Here is a 26,059-nt window from a genome sequence, read left to right on the forward strand (position 1 = left end):
AAAAATAACAAACGATATGAAACTAAATTTAACAAGTATTGCATTAGCGCTGGTATTGCCTACAGCGGTTTTTGCGCAGGATTCTATTACCAGCTCCACCGGTAATTATCCTAATTCTTATACTTCAGGATCGGCAACAGTATCGCCTTTTACCCAAGAGTCAAAAAGATTTAACGACTGGGCTGTCTCCGCTGGTGCTGGGGTGCCATTAATGCAGTCTTCTGACCTTACTTCAATTAAAAGTTACGGAGCGGGAAAAAATCTTTTTGGTTGGTCTGCTTACTTAAGTGTTGACAAAGCAATTACCCATGCTTTTGGTCTTAAACTTCAGTATGATAAAGGGGAATCAAGACAAGGATTTGTAAATACAAAAGATCATGTTGCTTCACCAAGTGGTGATGGAGCACGAACGCAATATGATGCGCTTTCTATTATAGGAGATATTAACTTTTCAAATCTTTTGAGAAGAGTAGATAATAAATCTCCTTTTAGATGGGCGTTTCACGGATATGCAGGGGCAGGTACGTTGGCTTACAGAGCCTATAGACAAGACGCTGGACCTGTTTATAATCAGAATTTAATTACAGAAGTTAAACCCTTCAAATTTGGAAGTTTGTTTGGTCAAGCCGGAGCCGGTTTAAAATACCGGGCTACAAAATCATTAGATCTGGAAGCAAGAGGGATGTATATTGTCTCTGGAGATGATTCTTTTGATGGCGCACGTACCAATACGATAAATGATAATGTTTCCGATAACTTAATTAATATTACGTTAGGAGCAACATTAAATTTAGGAAGACACGAGTCTCACCTTTTCTGGCACGATCCACTGCAGGAAATCTATTATAAATTAGATGTATTGGCAGATAAAAACCAGGATGTTGAAGTTTGTAAAAAAGGAGATGCCGATAACGATGGAGTTTGTGATGACTGGGACAGACAGCTTAATACGCCTTTAGGTGCGAGAGTGGATGGTGCAGGTGTTGCGCTCGACACGGATTTAGACGGCGTAATCGACTTGTATGATAAGTGTGTAACTGTTCCGGGACCGGTCGAAAATAACGGCTGTCCATGGGACTTAAAATCTACTGTTTCAGATGAGACCAGAACATTAGAGGGGATTGAATTTGATTTGAATTCAGACCGAATTCTTCCATCTAATACTCCAATCTTAAACAATGCTGTTAATTATATTAATTCATCCGAAGGTTCTTATTATGTAATTGGAGGTGCAGATACAAGAGGTACCAAAGCTTACAACCAGAAATTGTCTGAACGAAGAGCAAATAATGTTAAAAATTATTTGATTAAAAACGGAGTGAATTCTGGTAAATTAGATGCAATAGGCAGAGGGAAAACAGATCTTAAATATCCAGAATGTGATCCTGCAACGAAATGTCCGGAATGGAAAAACAGAGCGAACAGAAGAGTTTACTTTGAAGTAAAGTAATTTTCTAAACGCTTTTAAATACTAAAGAAAATGCCACGTTCGTCGTGGCTTTTCTTGTTTTATGCCATCTATTTCAGTAATTTTACTCAATGATTTCTAACCGGGATTTTGAAAAATTAAAACAGCAGACCTTAAAGCATTTTTGGGGTTACGATACCTTTCGGGATTCGCAGGAAACAATCATTAATTCAATTATTTCCGGCAAAGATACTCTGGCCTTACTCCCAACAGGTGGCGGAAAATCACTTTGTTATCAACTCCCGGCTTTGGTTTTAGAAGGAACCTGTTTGGTAATATCTCCACTTTTGGCCTTGATGAAAGACCAGGTCCATCAGATGAAAAACATCGGTATTGAAGCCGAATATCTCTCATCAGAACTGGATGAATTCGATGCCGAAATTATTTTTAACCGTTGCAAAGACGGCTTGACCAAATTATTATATATTTCTCCCGAAAGATTATCCAACAGGTTGTTTCTTCAAAATTTAGAAGAGATTCAGATTTCATTTATTGCCGTAGACGAAGCGCACTGTATTTCGGAATGGGGGCAGGATTTTCGGCCGAGTTATCAGCATATCAAAGGGTTTAGAGAGCAGTTGAAAAATATTCCGTGCATTGCATTAACTGCAACCGCGACTCCAAAAGTTTTACAGGAAATACAGTTGAAACTCAATCTGAAAAACCCGGCAATCTTTCAGAAAAGTTTTAGAAGAAGTAATCTTAAAATTGTCTCCGATGAAATTGCTGACAAATATGAAAGAATTCGAAATCTCCTGAAATATAATAATTCGTCAGGAATTATCTATGTCAGAACCCGAAAAGAAGCTGAAGAACTTACCGCTTTTCTTCACCGAAATCAAATCACGAATGTCGATTTCTTTCACGCCGGGATTCCGGTGAAAGAAAAAAATGCGAAACAAAACCGTTGGCTTCAAAGTCAAAACCAGGTTTTGATTTCTACCAATGCATTCGGGATGGGAATCGATAAAGATAATGTGCGGTTCATTATCCATTTTTCTCCCGCGGCGTCCATAGAAAATTATTATCAGGAAATCGGCCGAGCCGGTCGGGATGGCACAAATTCTTATGCTTTTCTACTTTGGAATGAACAGGAATTAAAGAATTTTGACCAAATTTTAATCAATCAAATTCCATCGAAAGCAGAATTTCAGAATATCGTTTCTTACTTATATTCTACTTTTCAAATTGCGGAGAATGATCTGCCGGAAAATGTATTTCAACTTCATATTCAAAGGATTCAGAAATTTACCAAAGTATCTTTGGCAAAGATTAGAAACGTTCTTCAGTTTTTGCATCATCAGGAAATTATTTTTTATAATTATCAAAATTCTCTTTCATCACTTGAGCTTAAAATTTCGCCTGATGAAATCGATTTGTTGCCCAAAAAAGACGCTTATTTTATAGAACTCTTATTGAGGGCTCTTTCGGGACTTACCACTCACAAAGTAATGTTCAGCGAAAAATCACTGAGTACTAAAATCGAGTCGGATCCTCATTTGGTTAAAGAGCGACTTCGGGAACTGCAGCATCAGGGACATCTGGATTATATCGATGGCGCTTTGTCAAGTGTTAAGTTTCTGAAACACCGTGATCAGCGGGCAATAGAAGGAAAGTACTGGAATCTTTTTGCCCAGATCCAGAAAAACAAAATTCAGAAATGGGAGGAAATGAAATTTTTTGTCCAGAATAATGAGTTTTGTAAAATGAAACTGATCCTGTCTTATTTCGGCGAAAAAAATGTGAAAAACTGTGGACATTGCTCGGTTTGTGAACAACAGAAAGAAACGGTTTTCGGACGGGATATTTCCGGGGAAATTTTAGAAATTTTGAAAACAGGTCCCGCAAATGTAGAAGAGATTTCCATTAAACTGAATTATTTTGTCAAAGAAAATATTTTAGAAAATCTGATTCATCTCCTCGATTCAGGTAAAGTCAAAATGCTCAATTTTAGAACATACTGTTACAATCACGATTAAAAGTGAATTGTATTTATTAAAATATCCTCAATTATATATTCAATGAAATCATTAAAAGTTATTTTTTTCGGAACTCCGGAATTTGCAAAAACTTCCTTAGAAGCAATTCATCAATCCTCTCACGAAGTTGTGGGTGTGGTAACTGTTGCAGATAAAGCGAGCGGACGCGGACAGAAGATTCACCAGTCTGCCGTCAAAGAATTTGCTGTTGAAAATAACTTACCGGTTTTTCAACCCGAGAAATTAAGGGATCCTGAATTTTTAGAAACGATAAAGAAACTCAATGCCGATGTTTTTGTCGTTGTAGCATTCCGGATGATGCCTAAGATTTTATTTGAGATGCCGGAAATGGGAACATTTAATCTTCACGCCTCGTTGCTTCCGGATTATCGTGGCGCTGCGCCGATTAATTATGCGGTCATCAACGGTGAGAAAAAAACGGGAGCAACTACTTTTTTTATCAATGAAAAAATTGATGAGGGAAATATCCTACTTCAACAGGAAATCGAAATTTCACCCGAAGAAAATGCCGGTGAACTGCACGACCGTTTAATGGAAATGGGCGCGGAACTCGTGGTAAAAACCCTCGATGGACTGTCCGAAAACTCGATTCAGGAGAAGCCACAACCGATCGTAGAACATCCTAAAAATGCTTTTAAAATTTTTAAAGAAGATACCCGGATTCAATGGAATCAAAACGCGGAAACCGTTCATAATTTCATCCGTGGAATGTCGCCTTATCCTGCTTCTTTTACGACCATTAAAATTGGGGAAGACGAAAAATTTTTAAAAATATTTAAAGGTAAATTTAAAATGACGGAACATGATAAAATTCCGGGAACTTTAGAAATAAATAAACACCAATTCGAAATTTTCACAAAAGACGGTTTTTATTTCCCGCAAGAAGTTCAGCTTGAAGGGAAAAAAAGAATGTCTGTGAAGGATTTCTTAAATGGATTCCAGAACTTTGACCATATTTCGATGGCTTAATTTAATTTCTGTTTTTAAGTAAAATCCAGCCTTTGTAGGAAACCGGTAATTGGGTGTCTGGTTCTGTCCAGTTCAGGATATACCAGTAATTTGCGGTGGGAAGTGCCCTGCCGCCTGATTTTCCGTCCCAGATAAACTGTTTGTCCTTCGAGCTGAACACCATATTTCCATAACGGTCGAATATCTGTATACTGACGTTTTCTTTAATTTTTAAATCAGAATAATCCAGAACATCATTATGGCCATCGCTGTTTGGCGTGATGACATTGATCAGATTAATAATCAGGAATTCTTTGGCCACGCTGTCACAGTTTTGCGCATCTTTCACGTAAACTGTATGTTTGCCCCGCGGAACATTATAGAAAATATTGGAGGCCTGAAAATTGACATTGTCCAAAGAATAAGAATATGGAGGAACACCGTCTAAGACATAAACCGTTGCCGTACTTCCCGAAACATCAATATGGGTAATTTGCGGCAGTTCCGGTGCAGTGACTTTCACATTCTGACGGTAAACACATCCATTAGAATATAAATCTACCCAGTAATTACCGATTCCCACGCTGATACCGGAAGCACTGCTTCCGCTGACGCCGGTGCTCCATTCGTAAAAATCAAAACCGGGACCTGCATCAAGCGTTGTGACAGAACCTGGACAAACCGGTTGATCATGCATAGGTGAAGTTTTTGGTGATTTAATGTTGACCGTGATTTCTGCCACATTGGGACAGTCACTGCCTTCGAACCGAATTCCAAAAGTTTTGGTAGTGCTCAAAGTTTGGTTGGTCGAAATGGAAGTTCCCGGAGTTCCCAATTTTGCTTCCGCCAGTGAATTGTAAAAAGTAATATTTAAAGAAGGATCTGCAGTGAATTGAGAAATATCATTACTCAGATTCACTGAAACGCCTTGAAAATTATCATCGCAAATAGCCGGTGTAGAATAATCTGGTTTGAGCAGCGGGATTTTATTTCCGGTTTTTAAAGTGAAATTGCCAATGGCTGCCGGACAGCCGTAAGTACTTTCCACAAACAGATAAACTTTTGTGGTTGCAGTTAAAAGCCAGCCATCAGCGAGTGGCGTTCCGGTTCCGGCGGGGTTCAGATAATATTTTGGAATAAAAGCGCTGTTGAGATTTGAAATCAACTGAGGAGAAAGTTGTGAAAAATTAATCGGAACACTTCCGTTCAGCTGGTTGTCACAATATGAAAAAACTTTGTTGGGAACAATCACAGGCTGCTCGGAGATTTCTATTTTAGTGGAACCTTTCAGACTACATCCTCCCAAGGTGATGTCTACCTGATAGGTGCCGGCATTCGCAGCGGTTCCCGTTATGTTCAGCTTAGGATTTGTTGCACCAGGAATTAAAATGCCGTCTTTAAACCATTGATAAGCAGTAGCTCCGGCTGTGGTGGCATCCAAAGTTTTTGTACCTCCTTCGCAGATCGGATTATTGGTCGCGAGTAACAGATCGGGTCCTATATCTTTTTTGCCCACGAAACTTCCTGCTTTTAAAAACACTGCTGAATCATGACTGGTGTTGGTATTGTCTGCAATGACCAATTTGATGTGGTATGTTTTTCCCGGAATGACGTCTGCTTTTGCAGTAAGCACTTTGGTTTGCCCGTCGAAAATGGTTGGCGACATGTTCGGTGGCACCATTGGCGGCAAATTATACTGCCCAAAATATTCGGCATTACTGGGAGAGCAGTAGGTGTTGTCTCTCACTGTTCGCGAAGACACGGGATCCAGATTTCCGGTGGCCTGATTGAGGACTGTAGCAATATTTTGGTAGGTGGTGGCTCCGGCTTCTTTGATCAGAAACGCAAAAGCGTCGGAATAGTTGCATCCGCTTTTCTGATATTCCTCTGATAGAAACATATACTCAAAACTGATTCCGGTAGAAGTGAGCGAGACAAAATCAAATTCCAGAGCTGTGGCGTTCCAGGAAGGACTTGCAACGGGAACTGCTTTTTCAAGATCCTTATCCCCTAACCAGGTTGCGTCGCCTTCTGAAAGCACACCGTTATTCGGTCCCGGTGCCCTGTATGCTCCGCCGGTACTCAATATCAGTCCTTTTTCGATATTAAACGGTAAGGTTCCTTTTTCGAAATAGCCGTGACTGAAAGGATTGTTCCCGTAATCCTGCCAGCCTTTTACAGATACATTCGATACGGTAATACAGGCTGCATTTTGGGATCCGATAAAAATATCTTTTACAAGCTGTTCCGGTGTATAGGTTGATGTATCTACCGTGATGTACTGTTGGGCGCTTCCGGAAATGGAGAATAATATAAAAAGAAGAGCAAAACTGCTGCTGAAAAATCTGTATCTAAACATAGTGTTTTTTGCGGAAGACAAAATTACTTCTTATTTGCCATAAAAAAAATCTCTTCCATCAATAATGGAAGAGATGTATATCATTTAATTTCTGTTTTTTAGTAATAAATAACTTGTTTGCAATACAATCTGTTTTGTTTTAGGTTCTGTCCATTGTACGATATACCAGTAAGTTGCTGTAGGTAACGGTTTGCCATTGGATTTGCCGTTCCATGTATAACTTTTTTCATTCGATTCATAAATCATTTGACCTGAAGTATTGAATATCTTGATTAAGAAGTTTTCTTTAGATTTCAGTTCGCTGTAATCTAATATGTCGTTGTAGCCATCATCATTGGGAGTAATAACGTTAAATAATTGTGTAATCATAAAATCTTTTGTTGAGACTGTACATTTATCGGCTGACATCACATACACCGTATTAAGACCTAAAGGAAGATTTGAAAATATATTTGAATTTTGATAAGGTAGAAAACTGTTTGAGTTCTCGATTGCATATTCGTAAGGTGATAAACCTTCTGATGCGATTATCGTTGCTGTTCTTCCATTAACCTGAACATCAATTTTTGGTACTGTATAGGTTTTTAAATGAATTTCTCCAATTCTAAAACATCCATATAAATTAAGGACTTTAACATAAACGATACTGTTGTTTATCGTTTTGTAATTGGTGAGTTCGGCTGAGTTAATTTCTTTTGTTAATGCCAAATCTTCATAATATTGATATTTTATGATTTGAACATCAGTATTTTCTGTTTCAAATTTTTTAAGATTATATATTGCATAGCCAAAACTGTCTTGGCATTCTGTGATCTCAATGTTTCTAACCTGCATTTGGGTTATTTGAACAGTTACCGTAACTTGTTCTGAATCAGGGAAATCACCGACGCCCCGAAAATAATAGGTAAATGTTACTTCACTAAGATGAGTATTATTGGGTTCGAAATGAATTTTTCCTTGATTGTCAACATAAGCTTTTCCTTCTGTGGCTTGTTCCAAAATTATAGTTTTAGATGGGTCAATAGCTAATGAAGGATTAGTTGAAAATTTAGGTTCTATAAGAGGATTTAGATTTTCACAAAAACTTAAAGTATAGGTTTGTGGCGGACCAATTACTGTGCATTTATAATAAATAAATATTTCTGTAAGCCTTGAAGGCGGACATGATGTTTTAGTAACTTTACATTGATAATATCCATATTTATTGCCAGGATGGATTTGATTTGTTGTTTCTGGAAGCAAAATCCAATTTATTTTGTCTTCAGAATAGTACCATTCATAAACATCAAAATTATCTTGTACTTCAAGATAAATAGAGCTTTCATCACATCCTCCAATTTTTTTAATTTCTGGGTCTACATTAAATCCTGCAAAATTACCGCCATAGCCAATCTCATCATTTCCACCTACAAAACCAAAAGTAATAGATTTGCGATTATTTGTGGTAACAGAAATATTTCCTTTTGCATTTGGGTAATAATAAATTTCCCAATTTGGATTTCCACTAACCTGAAATGGCCCAAATAGATTATTTTGTGAACCATTTACAAATACATTTGCTCCTTTCTCAGCCGTTATATTAAGCTTTACATTATAATCATAATCTCCAAAAGGATTTTCATCAACCTGTGATATTTCATCAATTTTACTAGGCAGTAGGCAAGAAAGAGGAGGAACAAGGTTCATAGCTCCGCTACTAATCCCAGAGTCATCGCCCCCTGAAAAAATCTGGTAAGTATAAGCTGGTTTTGTGGTTCTAATATATAAGGAATAAATGTTGTTTTGCGGATCGACAGGTTTGTATAATTTATTTTCAACAAATTTGAAAGATCCAGCAGTTGGAAGTATAAAATCTGGGGTAGAACTTGAATTATCATTTAAAAATACTTCTGTATTGTCTTCTGAAGCTACAATTAACGTTTTTTCCATCCGTGCAGTATTGGCAATATCTCCATTGCCATTCATGATGATATATTCATTTCCTAGTTTTTCAACAGGAATAGTTTGATCCACAAAAACATCAACAAAATAATCTCTTCCAATACTTATCGCACCGGTAAAGTTTCCACAAGTAACGCTTATGGGTTTACTACTTTCAATTTTAGCACCGATTAATCCATTGTAATCAACATTATAACTGTACATATTGTCTACTTCAAATACATATGATTCTCCTTTATTTAAAGTTACTGTTTTTTGAGAAGTACCTGGAGTTTTGTCATTCGTAAATTTTAAAGAGGGTTCATAATTAGATAATGTAACAACAGTGTTATTTTCAGTGGCAATGATTCCTGCAGTATTGTTACTGTAGCGGAGTTTCATTTTTCCCATTCCAAGGAAAAATTTTGTTCCAAGTGCAGATTTTCCTTTTGAAGTTATCATTTCTGCACTGTCTGGAGTTGAAACTCTGTAATTTGCAAAGAAGTTTCCATCACCTACAATATGTATCCCTTTTGATGATACAGCCATCTTCTCTTTATCGTTTTCAATAATCATTTGTGAACGAGGGATTCCACTAAATTTCCCAGAATTATTTTTAGATATTGTTGTCGTTCCTAATAATTTATTTCCACTATATATACTAATGTTCACAGGGTTTAAACTACCTGTAGATAGATACAATAATTGTATCCCATCTGCAGGATTGTTGCCTGCCATCGGCGCAAACCAATGCTCGGTATCCATCTGTGCAGTTGAGTATGTAAAAAATAATGCAAAAACTAAAGCGAGTAGATTTTTCAATTCGATAAAAATTAAGAAGGTGAAATTACTGCTATTTCGGCGAAAAAAAATCTCTTTCTAAAAATAGAAAGAGATTTTAATTATAAATAAAGTTCGGGAAATTAAGTAAGGCTCGCTCTTACATATCCTACAACTTTCAGATCACTGTTAATTGATTTTACATAGTCAGCAACTGATACGCTTGAATCTTTGATGAAAGACTGGTGTACCAAAGTGTTGTCTTTGTAGAATCTCTGCATTTTTCCTTTAAGGATATTATCGATAATGTTAGCCGGTTTTCCTTCTTTAGTCAATAATTCTCTTTCGATTTCCAATTCTTTATCAATCGTTTCCTGGGAAACCATAGTTTCATCCAAAGCGATCGGGTTCATAGCAGCAACCTGCATAGAAACAGATTTTGCAACTTCTGCAGCTCCATCTACATTTGCAGATAAAGAAGTAATGGCAGCAATTTTATTTCCTGCATGAATATAAGCTCCTAAGTATGGACCTTCAATTCTTTCGAAAGCACCTATTTCGATTTTTTCACCGATAATTCCTGTTTGCTCGATTAATTTTTCAGCAACGGTCATTCCGTGGAAATCAGATGCTAAAAATTCTTCTTTGTTTGCATAGAAAATAGCTTGTTCAGCAAGTTCATGAGCTAACTCTACAAAATTATCATTTTTTCCAACGAAATCTGTTTCACAATTCAAAGCGATAATTGCTCCCATGGTGTTGTCCTGGTTAACTTTTGCAATTACTGCACCTTCGTGAGAATCTCTGTCTGCTCTGTTAGCTGCAACTTTCTGTCCTTTTTTTCTAAGGTTTTCGATGGCTTTATCGAAATCTCCATCAGCTTCTACCAACGCTTTTTTGCAGTCCATCATTCCTGCGCCTGTAATGTTTCTTAATTTAGCTACATCTGCAGCAACTGGTGTATACATATTCTTGTTTTTTTTATTAAAAATTGATTAAGTTAGCTAATGTTTTTAAGCGTTGCAAAGATAATAAATTTCGCACAAACTAAAAAGTACAATTTTCCGTTATTCGTAAAATATAGAATTTTAAAAATTAATTCATTCATGAAAAAATATATCTATTTCCTGTTTTTATTTATTTCATTTTTTTCTTGCGCCCAGTCGAAATATACCGTCGATCAGGTTGAAAAAAGTACTGATATGCAGGTAATTGCCAATTTTATTAAATTCAATCCGGATCATCCCAGAACTCCTGAATTTAAAAGAAAGCTTTTTGCGGTCATGAACAGCGACAAAACACCAGCTCAGCAAGCTAAAGTTGCAAAACCGACGATTGCACCAGTGAATAAAACGGCCCTTAAAAATGAAGTAAAAAATACTTCGAATACCAATCATAAGGCAACTGCAGATTTGTTAAATCATCTTTTTAATAACGATCCCAGCAGTAAAACTGCTTATGTGCAAATCAAAAATAAATCGAAATGCAACCTGATTGTGAAACTCAGTGGAAAGAAATTTTATAACCTCAATATTCCGGCAAATAATGAGAATTTCATTATGGTAGAAAAAGGCAGTTATTCTATTACGACGATGGTTTGTGATGCAAAATATTCTTCTACAAAAAATATAGGTAAAGATATTGTGATTACTTTGAATGCCCCTAGATAAATATTTATTTTGAGAATTGATGGAATTCTTCTGTGAGTTTCAGGTACTCGTCTGTATATTTTCTGGGAGATTTCTCGATCACTAATTCCGACTCATTTGTTTCCTTTTTATGGAATCCAAATTCTAATATCAGTCTTTTTGGTTTTGAATTTTTAATGCCACAGATCTGTATTTTGTTGTGTAAATACAATGATTTTTTAAAACAATATTCTTCAAACAGTACACCGGAATCAAAAGGGATAATTACCGAAAGAAACCCTTTTTCAGATAATAAATCCAATGATTTGTCTACTAAAAACCCGAAGGAAAGTTCAGTTTGCTGTCTTGCAGTAATATCTTTTTGTGATCCATTTTCTTCAAAATAAGGAGGATTCGATACAATTAAATCATATTTTTCTTTTGAATTAAAGTTTTTATAATCCTGCAGAAAAACCTTTAATCTATTTCTGAATGGTGAATTTTCAAAGTTTTCAACAGCCAGTTCTACTGCATTTTCATTAATGTCGATTGCATGAATATCTGCCTCTGGATTTCTTTGAGCCAGCATCAATGAGATCAAGCCAGTTCCTGTGCCCACTTCCAGAATGTTTTTCGCATTGTTTACCGTAGAAGCAGCACCGAGCAAAACACCGTCTGTCCCGACACGAAACACCTTTTTCGATTGCTGGATACTGAATTGTTTAAAATGAAAAGGTTTCACTGAAAGTAGTAGATTTTGGAATTTTTTACAAAAATAGCGGCTCGGAATGATACGGCGTCCCGCGCGAATGATTTAGTTTTGTTGAATGGATTTCATGTTGTTTGGGAGTGAAATGGTAAAAGTCGATCCTTTTCCAAGTTCAGATTTCACTGAGATTTCGCCTTTGTAATCTTCCACCATTTTGCGAACCATCGTTAATCCCAGTCCCATTCCGCTCGACTTTGAAGTGAAATTAGGTTCGAAAATGCGGTTGTAGTGATCTTCGGAAATACCAACACCATTGTCTTCTACGGTGATGATGATCCTTTTTTGCCGTTGTTCTACATCGACATTAATGATGTTTTCACGCTCATCATCGGTTGCCTGTCTCGCATTAGAAACCAGATTGGTTATGATTCTGGACAAATATATTTTATCCATGTCGATCATTATTTTTTCTTTATTGGCGTGGAAATATATTTTTTCGTCGCTGAAAATATTAATGATGTTTTTTATTTCTTTATTAAGGTTAAAAACCTCATTATTCTTTTCCGGTAGCTGGGCAAACTGAGAAAAAGCGTTTGCCACTGTGGCGACCAAATCAATTTGATCTACCATTGTTTTACTCAGGTGTTTTACTTTGTCATATATTTTCGGGTCATTCGGGTCAAATTTTCTTTCAAAATTCTGAATGGTGAGTTTCATCGGTGTTAAAGGATTTTTGACTTCATGAGCAACCTGTTTCGCCATTTCGCGCCAGGCTTCTTCTTTATCTTTAAAACTAAGCCGTTCTTTTTGTTCCTTAATTTGTAGAATCATTTTATTATAAGCTTTTACCAGCTGATTCAATTCATCATTCTGGTAATACCGAATGGGTTGCGGATCATTTTCGAAAAGAGTGATTCTGTTTATAAGGTCAGAAAATTTGGTTACCGCTCTGGTTAAGTGATTAGAGATAATCCAGCTCAGCCAGACTCCAAATCCAATTACAAAAAGATTAACAATGAAAATGTAATTCAGGTATTTGTTGAATACGCTTACATACGCGGCATCGTTGTGATGATAAGGGAAATATACAATAGCAATCGGCTCAAGCATATTGTTTTTCAGGATCATATAGGAAGAGGTTACATTGGAACCCGTTTTCGGATCGAAGTTTTGAAAATCCACTCTTTTGTCACTTTTCAAAACCTGATTAATAACTTCTAAGGAAAGCTTTTTGGCGGAAATTAGGTTGATGTCTTTATTAGAAATTACAAAATTCCCGTTCAAATCATATATGATGATGTCTTGATTGTTGATGTCCGCGATCTCGAAAATAGCATTGGATAAGATTTTCGGTAAATCGTTGGTTTGTACCTGTGTGTGACTTACCGCGTAATCAAGGGCAGACATGAGTGATTCGGCTCTTTTCTGCAAATCGGTTCTGCTTTGTTCCGTGGCATTGTTCTTTAAAATAAAATAGGATAAGGTGGAGGAGCCTGTGATGCTGAGAAAGCAAATCAGCAGAAAACCCCAGAAAACTTTATTTCTTAAACTAAAACCTTTGTATTTAGAGAACGGCATTTTTTTTCATCAATTTATTAACATATTTTCCAATGATATCGAATTCCAGATTCACGGTGTCTCCCACTTTTAGCGTTTTCATATTGGTAAATTCCCAAGTGTAAGGAATAATCGCCACCGAAAAATCATCAGAGCCGCTCTCGGCAACGGTTAAGCTAATTCCGTTTACCGTGATGGAACCTTGCGGAACAGTTGTGTACTCATCAGTATTTTCATAGGAAATAGTGATGAGAAAGCTGCCGTCTTTGTCTTGGATTTTTTCTACAATACCCGTTTGATCAACATGACCTTGAACCATGTGACCATCTAGCCGTCCATCGAACTTCAAACACCGTTCCAAATTCACTTCGGTGCCGATTTTCCACTTGCCAAGATTTGTTTTTTCCAAAGTTTCATCAATAGCGGTGACCCGATAATGGGTTTCGGTAATTTCTACCACCGTTAAACAGCAGCCGTTGTGCGCTAAACTTTGGTCAATTTTTAATTCCTGGGTGAAAGGGCAATTTAAAATAAAATCGATATTGCTGTCGTTATGATTGATCGCTTCTACAATCCCGGTTGCTTCTACAATTCCTGTGAACATGTTTTTGATATTTTTTAAGAGAAAAGGTGAACTGAAAATCAATTAATTCCTTAGAATTAAAATAAAGTAATAGTAGTTAATCCTAATTTGTTAAATTTGTAAAATTCTATTAATTTTCAAAGATAATAAAAATGAGTCCGAAACAACATAAAATAAAAGTGGGAATTTCTATCGGTGATTACAATGGAATCGGTCCGGAAATTATCATGAAATCTCTGAAAGATAAATCTATTACCGATTTTTTTACGCCCATTATATTTGGTTCGGGAAAACTGTTTACCTATCAGAAAAACATTTTCAAACTTCAGCATAATTTTAATTATATCACGGAAGTTGCGCAGGCGCAAGATTATAAAATAAACATGGTGAATCTTTGGAAAGATAATGTGAATGTAAATTTGGGCACTCCGACTGAAGAATCTACCCGAATGGCGATTGATTCTCTGGAAGCCGCAACCAATGCTTTGATGAATGGTGAAATTGATGTGTTGGTTACAGCTCCCATTAACAAAGAGGAGATGATGAAACATGGTTTTCAGCACGCAGGACACACCGGTTATCTGGAAGAAAAATTTGGTAAAAAAGGCCTGATGTTTTTAGTGACGGATGATTTGAAAGTGGCAGTGTCTACTCACCATATTCCGCTTGCTAACGTTGCGGAAAATATTTCTAAGGAGAAGATCAAAAAGCAAATTAAACTGTTGAATCAGTGTTTAATTGAGGATTTCTGTATCGAAAGACCGAAAATTGCAGTGTTGGGTTTGAATCCGCATGCGGGCGATGGCGGAACGATTGGCAGAGAAGAAATTGAAATCATAGAGCCGGCAATCCGGGAATTGTTTGATAATGGTGTTTTGGCATTTGGGCCTTATCCTGCAGACAGCTATTTTCAGCCCGGTAAATATAAAAACTTCGATGCTGTTTTGGCCATGTATCACGATCAGGGTTTAGCACCGTTTAAAACATTGGCTTATGAAGAAGGTGTAAATTATACCGCCGGCTTGCCTTTTGTCAGAACTTCTCCCGATCATGGCGTTGCTTATGATATTGCCGGTAAAAACATTGCTGATGAACAGAGTTTTACCGAGGCAGTTTTCATGGCCATCAAAATTTTCAATAACAGAAAAGAATATAATGATTTAATAACCAATCGGATGCAGCCCCGCAGAAGCTCTTCTGCTAACAGCCCCGATGAGGATCTGCCGGTTGATCGGGCCTAGTAAATACGCCAGGAAAATATTTACTGCAGATTTGTTTAAGATTAATTTGTAATATTAAAAAAAATGCATATTTTTGCACACTCATTTTATGGACAAGTTTAGAAACTACGAGATTGAGTTTTCCGGACTAAAAAACGGAAAACACCAGTTCAGTTTTGAGATAGATAAGAAGTTCTTTCAACTTTTCGATACTGAACAAGAATTTACAGAACCTAGAATAGTTGCTGATGTCCTCATGGATAAGCATACTACTTTTTTAGAACTTTGGATTAAGACTTCAGGGACAGTTAATTTAGTTTGTGATATTTCAAACGAACATTTTGACTATCCGATAGCGCATGAAATTGAAGTTTTGGTAAATTTTGGGGAAGAATATGATGACAGCAATGTTGATGTGGTTACCATTCCAAGAACAGATCACGCTTTCAATGTTTCACAATTGATTTATGAAGATGTGATGCTGTCGATCCCAATGAAAAAAGTTTCTCCTAATCTTTCAGAAGAAGATTTAGAAATTCTGGAAAAGTTCAGTCCGAAAGATATTATTGAAGAAGAGCCGGAAATTGACCCACGGTGGGAAGCATTGAAAAAATTAAAAGAATAAAAATTAAATAGTTTAAAATGATGAGAATTGAGAAATCAAATACTCATCGCTCATCAAATTAAAAAATTATAAGAAATGGCACATCCAAAGAGAAGACAATCGTCAACAAGAAGAGATAAAAGAAGAACGCACTACAAAGCAGTGGTTCCTCAATTGGCAAAAGATGCAACATCAGGTGAAATGCACTTGTATCACAGAGCACACTGGCATGAAGGTAAATTATACTACAGAGGGAAAGTAGTAATAGAAAAAGAGGTAGAAACTGCAGAAGAAAATTAGGCCTAAAATCTAATTAAAACTTCGTTTTTATACAAAAACCACTCAATTTTTTCAATTTTGAGTGGTTTTTTATTGTTTTTTAGTATCTTTGACATAATAAACAAATACCAAATATATGGACATTAAAGACATCCAAAATCTTATAAAATTTGTTTCTAAAGCTGAGGTTTCAGAAGTAAAATACAAAACTAAAGATTTCGAAATCACCATTAAAACTCCGCTTGCAGGAAGCGAAATGAATTATATGGGTTCACCTGCAGTTTATCACACTGCGCCGCAACAAGCGCCGGTTGCACCGCCAGTAGCTGCAGCTATTGCCGCACCATCTGCACCATTGGAAGATGATAGCAAATTTATTACCATCAAATCACCAATGATTGGTACCTTCTACAGAAAACCATCACCAGACAAGGATCTATTTGTAAACGTAGGTGACGAAGTTACTGAGGGAAAAGTAGTTTGTGTCATTGAAGCAATGAAATTATTCAACCAAATCGAATCTGAAGTTTCGGGGAAAATAGTGAAAGTTCTGGTAGACGATGCAACTCCTGTAGAATACGATCAACCGCTATTTTTAGTTGATCCATCTTAAGTAATTTTAAATGATAAATTATATATTTTAGATGTGCATTCATTTAAAATAATTTAAAATTCAAGATTCAAAATTTAAAATTCTTAACAGATGTTCAAAAAAATATTAATCGCCAATCGCGGCGAAATTGCAATGCGAATCCTTCGTACCTGCAAAGAAATGGGAATTAAAACCGTTGCCGTGTATTCTACTGCGGATAAGGACAGTCTCCATGTGAGGTTTGCAGATGAAGCAGTTTGTATAGGACCGCCGATGAGCAAAGATTCTTATCTTAAAATACCCAATATTATTTCGGCAGCGGAAATTACCAATGCTGATGCAATTCATCCCGGTTACGGATTTTTGTCAGAAAATGCAAATTTCTCCAGAATCTGCCAGAAAAACGGTATCAAATTTATTGGTGCATCTCCTGAGCAGATTGACAGAATGGGAGACAAAGCGAACGCGAAAGCGACCATGAAAGAAGCTGGAGTGCCATGTGTTCCCGGTTCAGAAGGTCTTATTGATTCTTACGAACACGCCATAGAAATTGCGAAAGAAGTCGGTTATCCGGTGATGATTAAAGCAACTGCAGGTGGTGGTGGAAAAGGAATGAGAGCTGTTTGGAAAGAAGCAGATATGAAGGAGCATTGGGAATCTGCAGTTCAGGAAGCGGTTGCCGCTTTTGGAAACGGTGGAATGTACATGGAGAAACTTATTGAAGAACCACGTCATATCGAGATTCAAATTGCCGGTGATCAATATGGAAGAGCTTGTCATTTATCAGAAAGAGATTGCTCGGTACAAAGAAGAAATCAGAAGTTAACTGAAGAAACGCCATCACCATTCATGACCGATGAACTTCGTCAGAAAATGGGTGATGCTGCTGTAAAAGCCGCGGAATATATCGGGTATGAAGGAGTAGGAACGATTGAGTTCCTGGTGGATAAAAACCGTGATTTCTATTTTATGGAAATGAATACCAGAATTCAGGTAGAACACCCAATTACAGAACAGGTTGTAGATTTTGATTTAATTAGGGAACAAATTCTTTTAGCTTCCGGGACTGCTATTTCGGGGATTAATTATTTTCCGAAACTGCATTCCATTGAATGTAGAATCAATGCTGAAGATCCTTTCAATGACTTCCGGCCATCACCGGGAAAAATTACCGGGCTGAATATTCCGGGTGGACACGGTATTCGTGTAGATACCCATGTTTATTCAGGATATTCGATTCCATCCAATTACGATTCGATGATTGCAAAGTTAATTACCACCGCACAAACCCGGGAAGAAGCTATTGCCAAGATGAAACGCGCTCTCGAAGAATTTTATATTGAAGGCGTGAAAACAACCATTCCTTTCCATAGACAGTTAATGGAGAACGAAGATTACCTCGCGGGAAATTATACCACGAAATTCATGGAAGATTTCAAAATGGATAAAAAGTTTGATAATTAATATCATTCAGTTTTAAAAATAGCTGCCTCTTTTTGAGGCAGTTTTTGTTTCAATACTTTTCAATTATTATCGTTAAATTTGTAAAAAGAAAAAAAATGTCAGAAGCTATTCAACAAAAGGATTCTCAGTATTATATTGATTTAGAAAACGAACATGGCGCACACAACTATCACCCGCTTCCTGTGGTTTTGGATAGAGGTGAAGGCGTTTTTGTCTGGGATGTTGAAGGTAAAAAATACTATGATTTTCTTTCCGCTTATTCTGCGGTAAATCAGGGGCATTCTCATCCGAAAATTGTCAGTGCTTTAGTAAATCAAGCTAAGAAATTAGCTTTAACGTCGCGCGCTTTCCATAACTCAAGTTTGGGAGAATATGAGAAGAAAATAACTTTACTTTTTGGGTTTGATAAAGTTTTACCAATGAATTCAGGTGCAGAAGCAGTTGAAACCGCAGTAAAATTAGCCCGGAAATGGAGTTATGAAGTGAAAGGAATTTCTGAAAATGCAGCGAAAATAATCGTTTGTGAAAATAATTTTCATGGAAGAACCACGACTATCGTTTCTTTTTCTAATGATCCTGATGCCAGCAAAAACTATGGTCCTTTTACACCAGGATTTATAAAAATTCCTTATAATGATATCAATGCTTTAGAAGAAACTCTGAAAAATGATGCAGAAAATATCGCGGCATTTTTAGTAGAACCTATTCAAGGTGAAGCCGGAGTTTACGTTCCGGATGCAGGTTATTTAAAAGCTGCTTCGGAATTATGTAAAAAATACAATGTTCTTTTCATTGCAGATGAAGTCCAAACCGGAATCGCAAGAACTGGAAGATTGATCGCTTGTTATCACGAAGAGGTACAACCCGATATTTTGGTTTTAGGAAAAGCAATTTCCGGCGGAATGTATCCTGTGTCGGCAGTTTTGGCAAATAACGAAATTATGAATGTGATAAAACCGGGTCAACACGGTTCTACTTTCGGTGGGAATCCGATTGCCTGTGCGGTTGCGATTGCTGCACTGGATGTTGTAGAAGAGGAGAAACTTTCTGAAAGAGCTGAATCGTTAGGGAATCTTTTCCGTTCAGAAATTGAAAAAGTGATCGCGAAAACTTCACTCATTACCAAAGTCCGTGGGAAAGGTTTATTAAATGCAATTCTCATTAATGATTCTCCGGAAAGTTCTACCGCCTGGAATCTTTGTTTGAAATTAAAAGAAAACGGCTTACTGGCAAAACCGACTCATGGCAATATTATTAGATTGGCGCCGCCTTTGGTGATTACTGAAGAACAGCTTTTGGACTGCGTTTCGATTATCGAAAAAACCGTTTTGGAGTATAAAAAATAATGGGAGTCTCGGTCGCCGTCATAACTTATAACGAGGAAGACAATATTAAAAGATATCTGGATTCAGTGAATGATATCGCTGATGAAATTATTGTTGTTGACAGTTATTCTAAAGATAGAACCAAAGAACGCTGTTCGGAATATCCTAATGTGAAATTTTTCGAAAAGAAATTCAACGGCTACGGCGAACAGAAAAATTATGCTTTAGATTTTTGTACCCACGAATGGATTCTCTTTTTGGATGCGGATGAAATTCCGGATTCGGAGTTGAAAAATTCCATCAGAAAAATTGTGGATTCGGGAAATTCCAAATTTAATGTTTATGAAATTAAATTCAAGAATTATGTTGGCACGCGTCTCATAAAACATGGAGGTTGGGGAAAAGTGTACCGCGAAAGATTTTTCAAAAAAAGCAGTGCACAATATTCCTCCGACAAAGTTCATGAATATTTGATGACCGACAGCAAAAAAGGCCGTTTAAACGGACATATTAATCATTATACTTACAAAAACATCCATCATTATCTTTCGAAAATGAATAATTACTCGGATATGATGGCTGAAAAAATGTTTGAAAGGGGCAAAAAAGTAAACCAACTGAAAGTAATTGTAAATCCTGCTTTTCAGTTTTTCAAAACTTACTTTATTAAGTTTGGATTTCTGGATGGTTTCGCGGGTTTCTATATCGCCCGAACGATGGCTTTTTATAATTTTATGAAATATATCAAACTCTACAGCATAATAAGACGGAGCAAACTCGAAAAAAAATCTTTACAATGATATTTCTTGTAATTATTTTAGTTTTGTTTATTATCTATTTTCGCCTTTATCTTTATCTTTTTCCCAAACACAGACTTATTATTCTGATGTATCATAAGGTGGAGAAAGAAGCTGAAGATGAACTTACAGTGAGTGTAGAAAATCTTGAAAAGCAGTTTAAATATCTTCGTGAAAAAAAATACCGTTCGCTTTTTTTTAAAGATATTCAGTCCGAATCCAGAAAGAAAATCATCATTACTTTCGACGACGGTTATTACAATAATTATGAGTTTTTACCGGCTCTTCTCGAAAAATACGACCTTAAAGCAATCATTTTTATTTCCACAGGCTTTATTGAAAATGGGTATCATGAAAATAAAATGATGAGTTTTGAAGACCTTAAGAATCTTAATCCCAATTTTTTCGAAATTGCGCTTCACAGTCATCTGCACCAGAATTTCAGGACATTGAACATCCGTGAAATTGAGAAAGACTTAATAGCGAATATGCAGATTCTGGAATCTCATCAGATTAATTATTCTAAAATTGTGGCCTATCCGTACGGAAAATATGCTAAAAATAAAGAGAATCAAAATCTGCTTTTTTACACCTTAAAGAAATTAGGCATTGACTTTGCTGTAAGAATTGGCAATAAAATAAATTATTTCCCAAATGCCCAACCTTACGAACTTTGCAGAATCGATATCAAAGGTGGGGACTCGCTGCAAAAATTTAAAATTAAATTAATACTGGGAAAACTGAAGTTTTTTTGATTCTTTACACGTAAATTAATCAAAGACGAATAAAAAAATGATGCTTACGGAGAGAATAAGTGGTTTAATAATCACTTTTAATGAAGAAAAAAATATTCAGGAAATTCTGGATTGCTTTACATTTTGTGACGAGATTATTGTTGTAGATTCATTCAGCACGGATAAAACGGTAGAAATTGCCTCGCGGAATCCGAAGGTGAAAATCATCCAGCATCAGTTCGAAGACTTTACAAAGCAACGGAATATAGCTTTGGATGCCGCGAAAAATGATTGGGTCATTTTTTTGGATGGTGACGAACGGATTACGCCGGAACTGCAAAAAGAGATTATTTCGGAATTGAATAAATCCGATAAAAAGGACGCTTATTATTTCTATCGAAAATTTTATTTTGGCGGAAAACCGGTGAGTTTTTCGGGAACACAAACTGATAAAAACATTAGACTTTTTCGTAGAACCAAATGCAGGTATACCGCCGATAAAAAAGTACATGAAACACTCGAAGTACAAGGCACAACCGGTATTTTAAAAAACAAATTAATTCATTATTCTTTTGAAAATTTTGAGCAATTCAAGAAGAAAATGCTTTATTATGGTTTATTAAAAGGAAGTGAACTTACCGATAAAGGAAAGAAATATTCAATCATTACTCATTGGGGAAAAGTTGCATTAAAGTTTATGAAAACTTATTTTTTAAAATTAGGATTTTTGGATGGAATTACTGGACTGAAAATAAGTTACCTCCAAAGCCTTTATGTGAGTGAAACTTACAGAACCCTGAAAAACAATAATTAATTAGTATATCTAAAAATGGTCGAAGAAATTTCGGCCATTTTTTTGTTATATGGAATTAGTGATTTGCTAACAATATAGTTGAAAATTTAATCTGAAAATATTAAACGTTCTATTAATGAGTTGATTGAATTATTTGCAAAAAATATTATTTATTTACGTAAACAGGTCTTTTATTTTTAAAAAATTGATCGATAAACATTTTTAGTTTTTTTTGAGTATTGGATTCCCTTACCCGAATCGGATTTTGTGTAAGATTCATTTCTTTCACGTGTTCTATGATTTGATCAAAAGAATAATTTTTCATAAAGCATTCTTTCAGAAAATGATCAATAATCTGGTTCCATTGTTTTTTATTTCCCCAATAATGTCCAACGATATGAGCCGCAGGTCGCAACGCAGAGTATTCGTTCAGTCCCAGAGAAAAGGCAAACTGTTCTATAAGTCTTCGTGGTACATCATCCGCGCACATCGCATCATTAATTCCTAAAGTCACCTCCAGGCAATCCAAATGTTTGTTAGAAATCCCAATCAGTCCTGCGTTCCACATTGCAGAATTTTCATCAATTTTAGTATTATGATAGGTTTTGCCTTTCATCTGCGTCCACATTAATTTTTCGGTTTTCGAAGAAAGTGCAAAAAGTTTTCCTTCTTCTATATGCATGAAATTTTGTCCATTTTTCATACCATTTCGTAGCGCATCCATGTTATTATAAAAGAAAGTATCACCGTCTAAATATAGGATGGAATCTAAAGGATATTTTTGGGCAATCAACTGAAGCGCTTTAATTTTTACCCTCCAGAAAAAATTATATTTTCCTTCCCATTCTTTTATAACATCTCTGTTAATTGGTATTATTTCTATATTACCTTCTAAAGAGCTAAACAATGAAGGGTTTTCAGCAACAACTATAATTCTATCTTCAGCATTTTTATAAGCCGAGGAAGTGTATATTGAAAAATATACCTGCTGATAGTGATCCATATTATTGCCAAATACTAAGTATACAATATTCATGTTGATGAAATTTTTTATTTAAAAGCCTTTAATACCATTTTAAATTGGTACTTAACTGGTCAAATTTAGTGTAAAACAGCGGATATCAAAAATTTGTTTGGCTTGATATTTTCAATTAAATTGCAGAATAAATATCTAGCAAGTGTGGCTTACTGTTGAAGTCTTTGCTTTATGCAAAAAGGATAAAGAAGCGATTTAATCTTCCTATATAAATTTTCGTTAATTCAAGTAGTAGCCAGTTGCAATTCTCATGAATAATTATCCATTAATAAGTCTAATCATTCCTTGTTATAACGCTGAACAGACGTTAGAAAAATGTCTTAATTCTGTGATTCAACAATCTTACAATAATTTAGAAATAATTATTGTTGATGATGGCTCCACTGATGGGAGTTCGAAAATCTATGAAGAATTTCAAAGAAAAGATAACCGAATCGAAATTTTCAGACAGGACAATTATGGCGTTTCGAAAGCAAGAAACAAAGGAGTAAAAGCAGCTATAGGAGAATATATTTGTTTTGTAGATTCTGATGATTGGGTAGAAACCAATTATTGTTCCGAGCTCTATAATTTACTTATTACCGAAAATGCGGATATTGCTATTATAGAAGCTTCTTATGAAGATGAAATCGGAAATGTCATTTTTAATAAACCTATTTCTAGCGAGAAGGTATTTGATGGAAAAAGAGCTTTAGTTCTTTTACTGGAAGATAAATTTATACAAAGCCACCCGTGGGGCAAACTATACAAAGCGACCTTTTTAAAAAATGTAAGCTTTCCTGAAGATTTGAAATGTTTTGAAGATTATTCAACACTTTTCAAAATTTTCGACAAAGCGGTAAAGGTTGTTAGATCGGATGAAAAGCTTTATCATTACCTACAACATGCAGACAGTCTTTCGCACAATCTTTCCCCGAAAACCGCCTATTATTTTTATTTGGCGATAATGGATGTATTTAAATTTTGTCAAAGTACAACACAGCTCAAAAATCAAGAAAATATCACAAAAAATATAATCAGAAAACTTCTGATGGTTCTTAAGCGTATTCTCCGAAATACGACGAAAGAGGAAATGCAGCTTGAAAAGGAAAAAATCCGACAATCCTTTAAATCTTTTCTTAAATATCACCTTAAAGACATAGGTTTGGAATATTGGTTATATTTAAGATTATACTACTATTACCCAAATCTATACGCGAAATTAATTTCTAAGAATGATAAATAAACCGCTGGTATCTATTGTTGTCCCTTGTTACAACGTTGAGAAATATGTTGAGGCATGCATCAGTTCTGTGATTTTACAGGATTATGAAAACTGGGAATGTATTTTAATTAATGACGGAAGCAAGGACAATACTTTGGATTTAATAAAGAGTTTTGAATCTAGAGAGAACCGAATTCGAGTTTTTACACAAGAAAATTTTGGGCTTTCTGCTACTAGAAATAAAGGAATCGAAAATGCAAACGGAGAATTCCTGTTTTTTTTGGATTCGGATGATATTTTGAGCAACGATGCAATCAGCACTTTGGTTTCATCTTTTCAAAATAATGATATTGTTACCGGCATTACTACATCTGCGGCTTTTTCTAATAATAATAATAATATGACCAGGCTTTCTCAATTACTGCATCCCAAAGAAGGCACTATCACCTTCGAGAACAGTCATTTTGAAGTTTTGGTTAGAACGATGGAAATAGGACTTACGCCAGTAGCACAAAACAGATTATATAGAAAAGATTTTATTGATCAACATCAGCTTCGTTTCAAATCCGGCATTTTACATGAAGATGAATTGTGGTTTTTTGAAACCATGTTGTTAGCTGAAAATGTAAAATTTATCAATAAAGAAACTTATTTTTATAGAATTGATAATCAAGATTCTATTACAAAAAATGTAGGTGACAGAAATTTAGAATCTTATATACAGGTTATGGAGGAGATTATTAAAAAATATTCTCAACACGAACAATTCAATATAATTGCAAAATGGTATTCGGTTTATATTAAAAAAATATTTCTTGATTTTGCTGTTAGAGAGCGATCAAAACTCAGTGGTCAAATAATTTCAAGACTGGAATCAGCTTTAAAAGATTGTTACATTCCCTTAGCAAAAGAGAATCTTCTCTCAAAGAATAATGACCTCTATTACAAAACTATTAATAAATTATCATTAAAACCCTTTAGTATTATTGAAAAACATTTCTTCCGTAACCCGGTGAATAGTCTGAGGAAAATCGTAAACGTATTTAAAGTCTCTTATTTCTTAAAATAAAATGGTGACTCCTAAAACTTTTCTTTTGGTAATGCCGGATTATTCAGATTTTTCAGAACTCTTTATGAAAAATTTGGAGAAATCTGGATTTCAAGCGTCATTGATAACCGATAAAATTCCCGTTTTTAAGTATAAAGGAAATCAAAGGCTATTGAATTTTTTTAGAAAAACTTTTTTAAAAGATAAAAACTTCAAAAAGGAACTTGTTGCCAACTTTAAACAAAACGAATTTTTAAAATTAGCAGACGACTTGAAGCAAAATTTTGACTATGTTTTGGTGATTCGCCCAGATGAGTTTCCCATTCCATTTATTGAAAAATTCAGAAATAAAACTTCTAAATTAATTGCTTATCAATGGGACGGCATTGAAAAGTTCCCAGAGGTAAAAAACTATTTCTCTCTTTTTGATTCTTTTTTTTGTTTTGAAGAAGTGAAAGATGTAGAAAACGTCAAGAAAATAACCAATTTTTACTTTGATTTTGATGATTTTAAATCCACCCAGCCCATTCAAAAAAACATGCGGCCAGTTTTCTATTTTGTAGGATTAGATTGGGAAAACAGAAGAAAAAAGATTGACAACTTTGTGCAGTTTGCTGTCGAAAACAATATTTCACTCAATTTTTATTTGCAGGAATTTGATAAAAATGAGAACAAAAATCCGAATATTACCTATATAAAAAAACGGATATCGTTTGCTGAAAACCTGGAGTTTGTTAAGAAAGCAGATGTTCTTCTGGATTTTGTTGATCCCCGACACGACGGATTATCGATTCGTTTTTTTGAAGGAATGTATTATAAGAAAAAAGTAATTACAGATAATAAGATGGTGAGAAATTACGAATTCTATCATCCAAGCAATATCTTGGTTCTAGAGAATAATTATCAGGATATTGATGAATTTCTCAAAATTCCGTATTATGAAATTTCAGATAAAATTGTGAAAAAATATGGATTTAGCAGTTGGATAAAAAAAATTATTAAAGAGTAAAT

General features: G+C 35.4%; 23 protein-coding genes. 16 read left to right on the top strand and 7 right to left on the bottom strand.

The features are described from left to right. The first annotated feature begins 16 nt into the window (after positions 1-16). The 3 genes from QGN23_RS12355 to fmt all read left to right on the top strand — a co-directional run bounded on the left by QGN23_RS12355 (position 17) and on the right by fmt (position 4,437). Entirely contained in the window at positions 17-1,450 is a 1,434-nt protein-coding gene (locus QGN23_RS12355) for an OmpA family protein (protein WP_282904578.1), read from the top strand. An 89-nt stretch (positions 1,451-1,539) separates the two neighbouring features. Beyond that, positions 1,540-3,447 carry a RecQ family ATP-dependent DNA helicase gene (locus tag QGN23_RS12360; protein WP_282904579.1) on the top strand — a complete coding sequence of 636 codons (1,908 nt, stop codon included), beginning with the start codon at positions 1,540-1,542 and terminating at the stop codon, positions 3,445-3,447. Between the two features lie 42 nt (positions 3,448-3,489). Continuing rightward, on the top strand, positions 3,490-4,437 hold the full coding sequence (fmt, locus tag QGN23_RS12365; RefSeq protein ID WP_282904580.1) for a methionyl-tRNA formyltransferase: 948 nt from the start codon (positions 3,490-3,492) through the stop codon (positions 4,435-4,437). A gap of 1 nt (position 4,438) precedes the next feature. Here the strand turns inward: fmt and QGN23_RS12370 are convergent, their stop codons facing one another. The 3 genes from QGN23_RS12370 to tsf all read right to left on the bottom strand — a co-directional run bounded on the left by QGN23_RS12370 (position 4,439) and on the right by tsf (position 10,443). Beyond that, positions 4,439-6,775 carry a choice-of-anchor L domain-containing protein gene (locus tag QGN23_RS12370; RefSeq protein ID WP_282904581.1) on the bottom strand — a complete coding sequence of 779 codons (2,337 nt, stop codon included), beginning with the start codon at positions 6,773-6,775 and terminating at the stop codon, positions 4,439-4,441. An 84-nt stretch (positions 6,776-6,859) separates the two neighbouring features. After that, positions 6,860-9,517 carry a T9SS type B sorting domain-containing protein gene (locus QGN23_RS12375; RefSeq protein WP_282904582.1) on the bottom strand — a complete coding sequence of 886 codons (2,658 nt, stop codon included), beginning with the start codon at positions 9,515-9,517 and terminating at the stop codon, positions 6,860-6,862. 101 nt (positions 9,518-9,618) lie between these two features. After that, on the bottom strand, positions 9,619-10,443 hold the full coding sequence (gene tsf / locus QGN23_RS12380; protein WP_282904583.1) for a translation elongation factor Ts: 825 nt from the start codon (positions 10,441-10,443) through the stop codon (positions 9,619-9,621). 138 nt (positions 10,444-10,581) lie between these two features. Between tsf and QGN23_RS12385 the strand changes: the two genes are divergently transcribed. Beyond that, on the top strand, positions 10,582-11,145 hold the full coding sequence (locus QGN23_RS12385) for a DUF6759 domain-containing protein (protein ID WP_282904584.1): 564 nt from the start codon (positions 10,582-10,584) through the stop codon (positions 11,143-11,145). A gap of 4 nt (positions 11,146-11,149) precedes the next feature. Here the strand turns inward: QGN23_RS12385 and QGN23_RS12390 are convergent, their stop codons facing one another. The 3 genes from QGN23_RS12390 to QGN23_RS12400 all read right to left on the bottom strand — a co-directional run bounded on the left by QGN23_RS12390 (position 11,150) and on the right by QGN23_RS12400 (position 13,973). After that, positions 11,150-11,845, bottom strand: a complete 696-nt coding sequence (locus tag QGN23_RS12390) for a tRNA1(Val) (adenine(37)-N6)-methyltransferase (RefSeq protein ID WP_282904585.1) — start codon at positions 11,843-11,845, stop codon at positions 11,150-11,152. 72 nt (positions 11,846-11,917) lie between these two features. Continuing rightward, on the bottom strand, positions 11,918-13,390 hold the full coding sequence (locus QGN23_RS12395) for a sensor histidine kinase (RefSeq protein WP_282904586.1): 1,473 nt from the start codon (positions 13,388-13,390) through the stop codon (positions 11,918-11,920). Continuing rightward, on the bottom strand, positions 13,377-13,973 hold the full coding sequence (locus QGN23_RS12400) for a riboflavin synthase (RefSeq protein ID WP_282904587.1): 597 nt from the start codon (positions 13,971-13,973) through the stop codon (positions 13,377-13,379). The genes QGN23_RS12395 and QGN23_RS12400 overlap by 14 nt, the downstream gene beginning before the upstream one ends. Positions 13,974-14,104: 131 nt before the next feature. Between QGN23_RS12400 and pdxA the strand changes: the two genes are divergently transcribed. From pdxA to QGN23_RS12445, 9 genes are all read left to right on the top strand, one after another. Further along, positions 14,105-15,193: a 4-hydroxythreonine-4-phosphate dehydrogenase PdxA gene (pdxA, locus tag QGN23_RS12405; RefSeq protein ID WP_282904588.1), complete on the top strand. Its 1,089-nt coding sequence runs from the start codon at positions 14,105-14,107 to the stop codon at positions 15,191-15,193. Positions 15,194-15,281: 88 nt separating this feature from the next. Further along, entirely contained in the window at positions 15,282-15,797 is a 516-nt protein-coding gene (locus QGN23_RS12410; protein WP_282904589.1) for a YceD family protein, read from the top strand. Between the two features lie 75 nt (positions 15,798-15,872). After that, entirely contained in the window at positions 15,873-16,076 is a 204-nt protein-coding gene (rpmF, locus tag QGN23_RS12415; RefSeq protein WP_133439628.1) for a 50S ribosomal protein L32, read from the top strand. Between the two features lie 115 nt (positions 16,077-16,191). After that, on the top strand, positions 16,192-16,668 hold the full coding sequence (accB, locus tag QGN23_RS12420) for an acetyl-CoA carboxylase biotin carboxyl carrier protein (protein WP_282904590.1): 477 nt from the start codon (positions 16,192-16,194) through the stop codon (positions 16,666-16,668). A gap of 90 nt (positions 16,669-16,758) precedes the next feature. Then, complete coding sequence (gene accC, locus QGN23_RS12425; protein ID WP_282904591.1) at positions 16,759-18,111, top strand: acetyl-CoA carboxylase biotin carboxylase subunit; 1,353 nt, start codon at positions 16,759-16,761, stop codon at positions 18,109-18,111. A gap of 95 nt (positions 18,112-18,206) precedes the next feature. Continuing rightward, positions 18,207-19,457, top strand: a complete 1,251-nt coding sequence (rocD, locus tag QGN23_RS12430; protein ID WP_282904592.1) for an ornithine--oxo-acid transaminase — start codon at positions 18,207-18,209, stop codon at positions 19,455-19,457. Then, on the top strand, positions 19,457-20,236 hold the full coding sequence (locus QGN23_RS12435) for a glycosyltransferase family 2 protein (protein ID WP_282904593.1): 780 nt from the start codon (positions 19,457-19,459) through the stop codon (positions 20,234-20,236). The genes rocD and QGN23_RS12435 overlap by 1 nt, the downstream gene beginning before the upstream one ends. Continuing rightward, the gene (locus tag QGN23_RS12440; RefSeq protein WP_282904594.1) at positions 20,233-20,988 is read left to right on the top strand and encodes a polysaccharide deacetylase family protein; all 756 of its coding nucleotides are present in this window, start codon (positions 20,233-20,235) and stop codon (positions 20,986-20,988) included. Before QGN23_RS12435 ends, QGN23_RS12440 begins: the two co-directional genes overlap by 4 nt. Positions 20,989-21,025: 37 nt before the next feature. Then, positions 21,026-21,781 carry a glycosyltransferase family 2 protein gene (locus QGN23_RS12445; protein ID WP_282904595.1) on the top strand — a complete coding sequence of 252 codons (756 nt, stop codon included), beginning with the start codon at positions 21,026-21,028 and terminating at the stop codon, positions 21,779-21,781. Positions 21,782-21,926: 145 nt separating this feature from the next. Here QGN23_RS12445 and QGN23_RS12450 read toward each other — a convergent pair whose 3' ends face one another. Continuing rightward, positions 21,927-22,796, bottom strand: a complete 870-nt coding sequence (locus QGN23_RS12450) for a hypothetical protein (RefSeq protein ID WP_282904596.1) — start codon at positions 22,794-22,796, stop codon at positions 21,927-21,929. A gap of 250 nt (positions 22,797-23,046) precedes the next feature. Here QGN23_RS12450 and QGN23_RS12455 point away from each other — a divergent pair, with 250 nt between their 5' ends. Genes QGN23_RS12455 through QGN23_RS12465 form a run of 3 tightly spaced genes read left to right on the top strand, consistent with a single transcriptional unit; the run spans position 23,047 to position 26,057 of the window. Continuing rightward, a complete protein-coding gene (locus QGN23_RS12455) occupies positions 23,047-24,021 on the top strand; it encodes a glycosyltransferase family 2 protein (protein WP_282904597.1) in 975 nt (324 codons plus the stop codon). Continuing rightward, a complete protein-coding gene (locus QGN23_RS12460) occupies positions 24,011-25,069 on the top strand; it encodes a glycosyltransferase family 2 protein (RefSeq protein ID WP_282904598.1) in 1,059 nt (352 codons plus the stop codon). The genes QGN23_RS12455 and QGN23_RS12460 overlap by 11 nt, the downstream gene beginning before the upstream one ends. Position 25,070: 1 nt before the next feature. Continuing rightward, positions 25,071-26,057: a hypothetical protein gene (locus QGN23_RS12465; RefSeq protein WP_282904599.1), complete on the top strand. Its 987-nt coding sequence runs from the start codon at positions 25,071-25,073 to the stop codon at positions 26,055-26,057. The last annotated feature ends 2 nt before the right edge of the window (positions 26,058-26,059 follow it).

Source organism: Chryseobacterium gotjawalense (assembly GCF_030012525.1).
Lineage (GTDB): Bacteria > Bacteroidota > Bacteroidia > Flavobacteriales > Weeksellaceae > Kaistella > Kaistella gotjawalense.

Coding starts and splice junctions, on each gene's coding strand:
- QGN23_RS12355 (WP_282904578.1), top strand. CDS start 17: ATGAAACTAAATTTAACAAGTATTGCATTAGCGCTGGTATTGCCTACA.
- QGN23_RS12360 (WP_282904579.1), top strand. CDS start 1,540: ATGATTTCTAACCGGGATTTTGAAAAATTAAAACAGCAGACCTTAAAG.
- fmt (WP_282904580.1), top strand. CDS start 3,490: ATGAAATCATTAAAAGTTATTTTTTTCGGAACTCCGGAATTTGCAAAA.
- QGN23_RS12370 (WP_282904581.1), bottom strand. CDS start 6,775: ATGTTTAGATACAGATTTTTCAGCAGCAGTTTTGCTCTTCTTTTTATA.
- tsf (WP_282904583.1), bottom strand. CDS start 10,443: ATGTATACACCAGTTGCTGCAGATGTAGCTAAATTAAGAAACATTACA.
- QGN23_RS12385 (WP_282904584.1), top strand. CDS start 10,582: ATGAAAAAATATATCTATTTCCTGTTTTTATTTATTTCATTTTTTTCT.
- QGN23_RS12395 (WP_282904586.1), bottom strand. CDS start 13,390: ATGCCGTTCTCTAAATACAAAGGTTTTAGTTTAAGAAATAAAGTTTTC.
- QGN23_RS12400 (WP_282904587.1), bottom strand. CDS start 13,973: ATGTTCACAGGAATTGTAGAAGCAACCGGGATTGTAGAAGCGATCAAT.
- pdxA (WP_282904588.1), top strand. CDS start 14,105: ATGAGTCCGAAACAACATAAAATAAAAGTGGGAATTTCTATCGGTGAT.
- QGN23_RS12410 (WP_282904589.1), top strand. CDS start 15,282: ATGGACAAGTTTAGAAACTACGAGATTGAGTTTTCCGGACTAAAAAAC.
- rpmF (WP_133439628.1), top strand. CDS start 15,873: ATGGCACATCCAAAGAGAAGACAATCGTCAACAAGAAGAGATAAAAGA.
- accB (WP_282904590.1), top strand. CDS start 16,192: ATGGACATTAAAGACATCCAAAATCTTATAAAATTTGTTTCTAAAGCT.
- accC (WP_282904591.1), top strand. CDS start 16,759: ATGTTCAAAAAAATATTAATCGCCAATCGCGGCGAAATTGCAATGCGA.
- rocD (WP_282904592.1), top strand. CDS start 18,207: ATGTCAGAAGCTATTCAACAAAAGGATTCTCAGTATTATATTGATTTA.
- QGN23_RS12435 (WP_282904593.1), top strand. CDS start 19,457: ATGGGAGTCTCGGTCGCCGTCATAACTTATAACGAGGAAGACAATATT.
- QGN23_RS12440 (WP_282904594.1), top strand. CDS start 20,233: ATGATATTTCTTGTAATTATTTTAGTTTTGTTTATTATCTATTTTCGC.
- QGN23_RS12445 (WP_282904595.1), top strand. CDS start 21,026: ATGATGCTTACGGAGAGAATAAGTGGTTTAATAATCACTTTTAATGAA.
- QGN23_RS12450 (WP_282904596.1), bottom strand. CDS start 22,796: ATGAATATTGTATACTTAGTATTTGGCAATAATATGGATCACTATCAG.
- QGN23_RS12455 (WP_282904597.1), top strand. CDS start 23,047: ATGAATAATTATCCATTAATAAGTCTAATCATTCCTTGTTATAACGCT.
- QGN23_RS12460 (WP_282904598.1), top strand. CDS start 24,011: ATGATAAATAAACCGCTGGTATCTATTGTTGTCCCTTGTTACAACGTT.
- QGN23_RS12465 (WP_282904599.1), top strand. CDS start 25,071: ATGGTGACTCCTAAAACTTTTCTTTTGGTAATGCCGGATTATTCAGAT.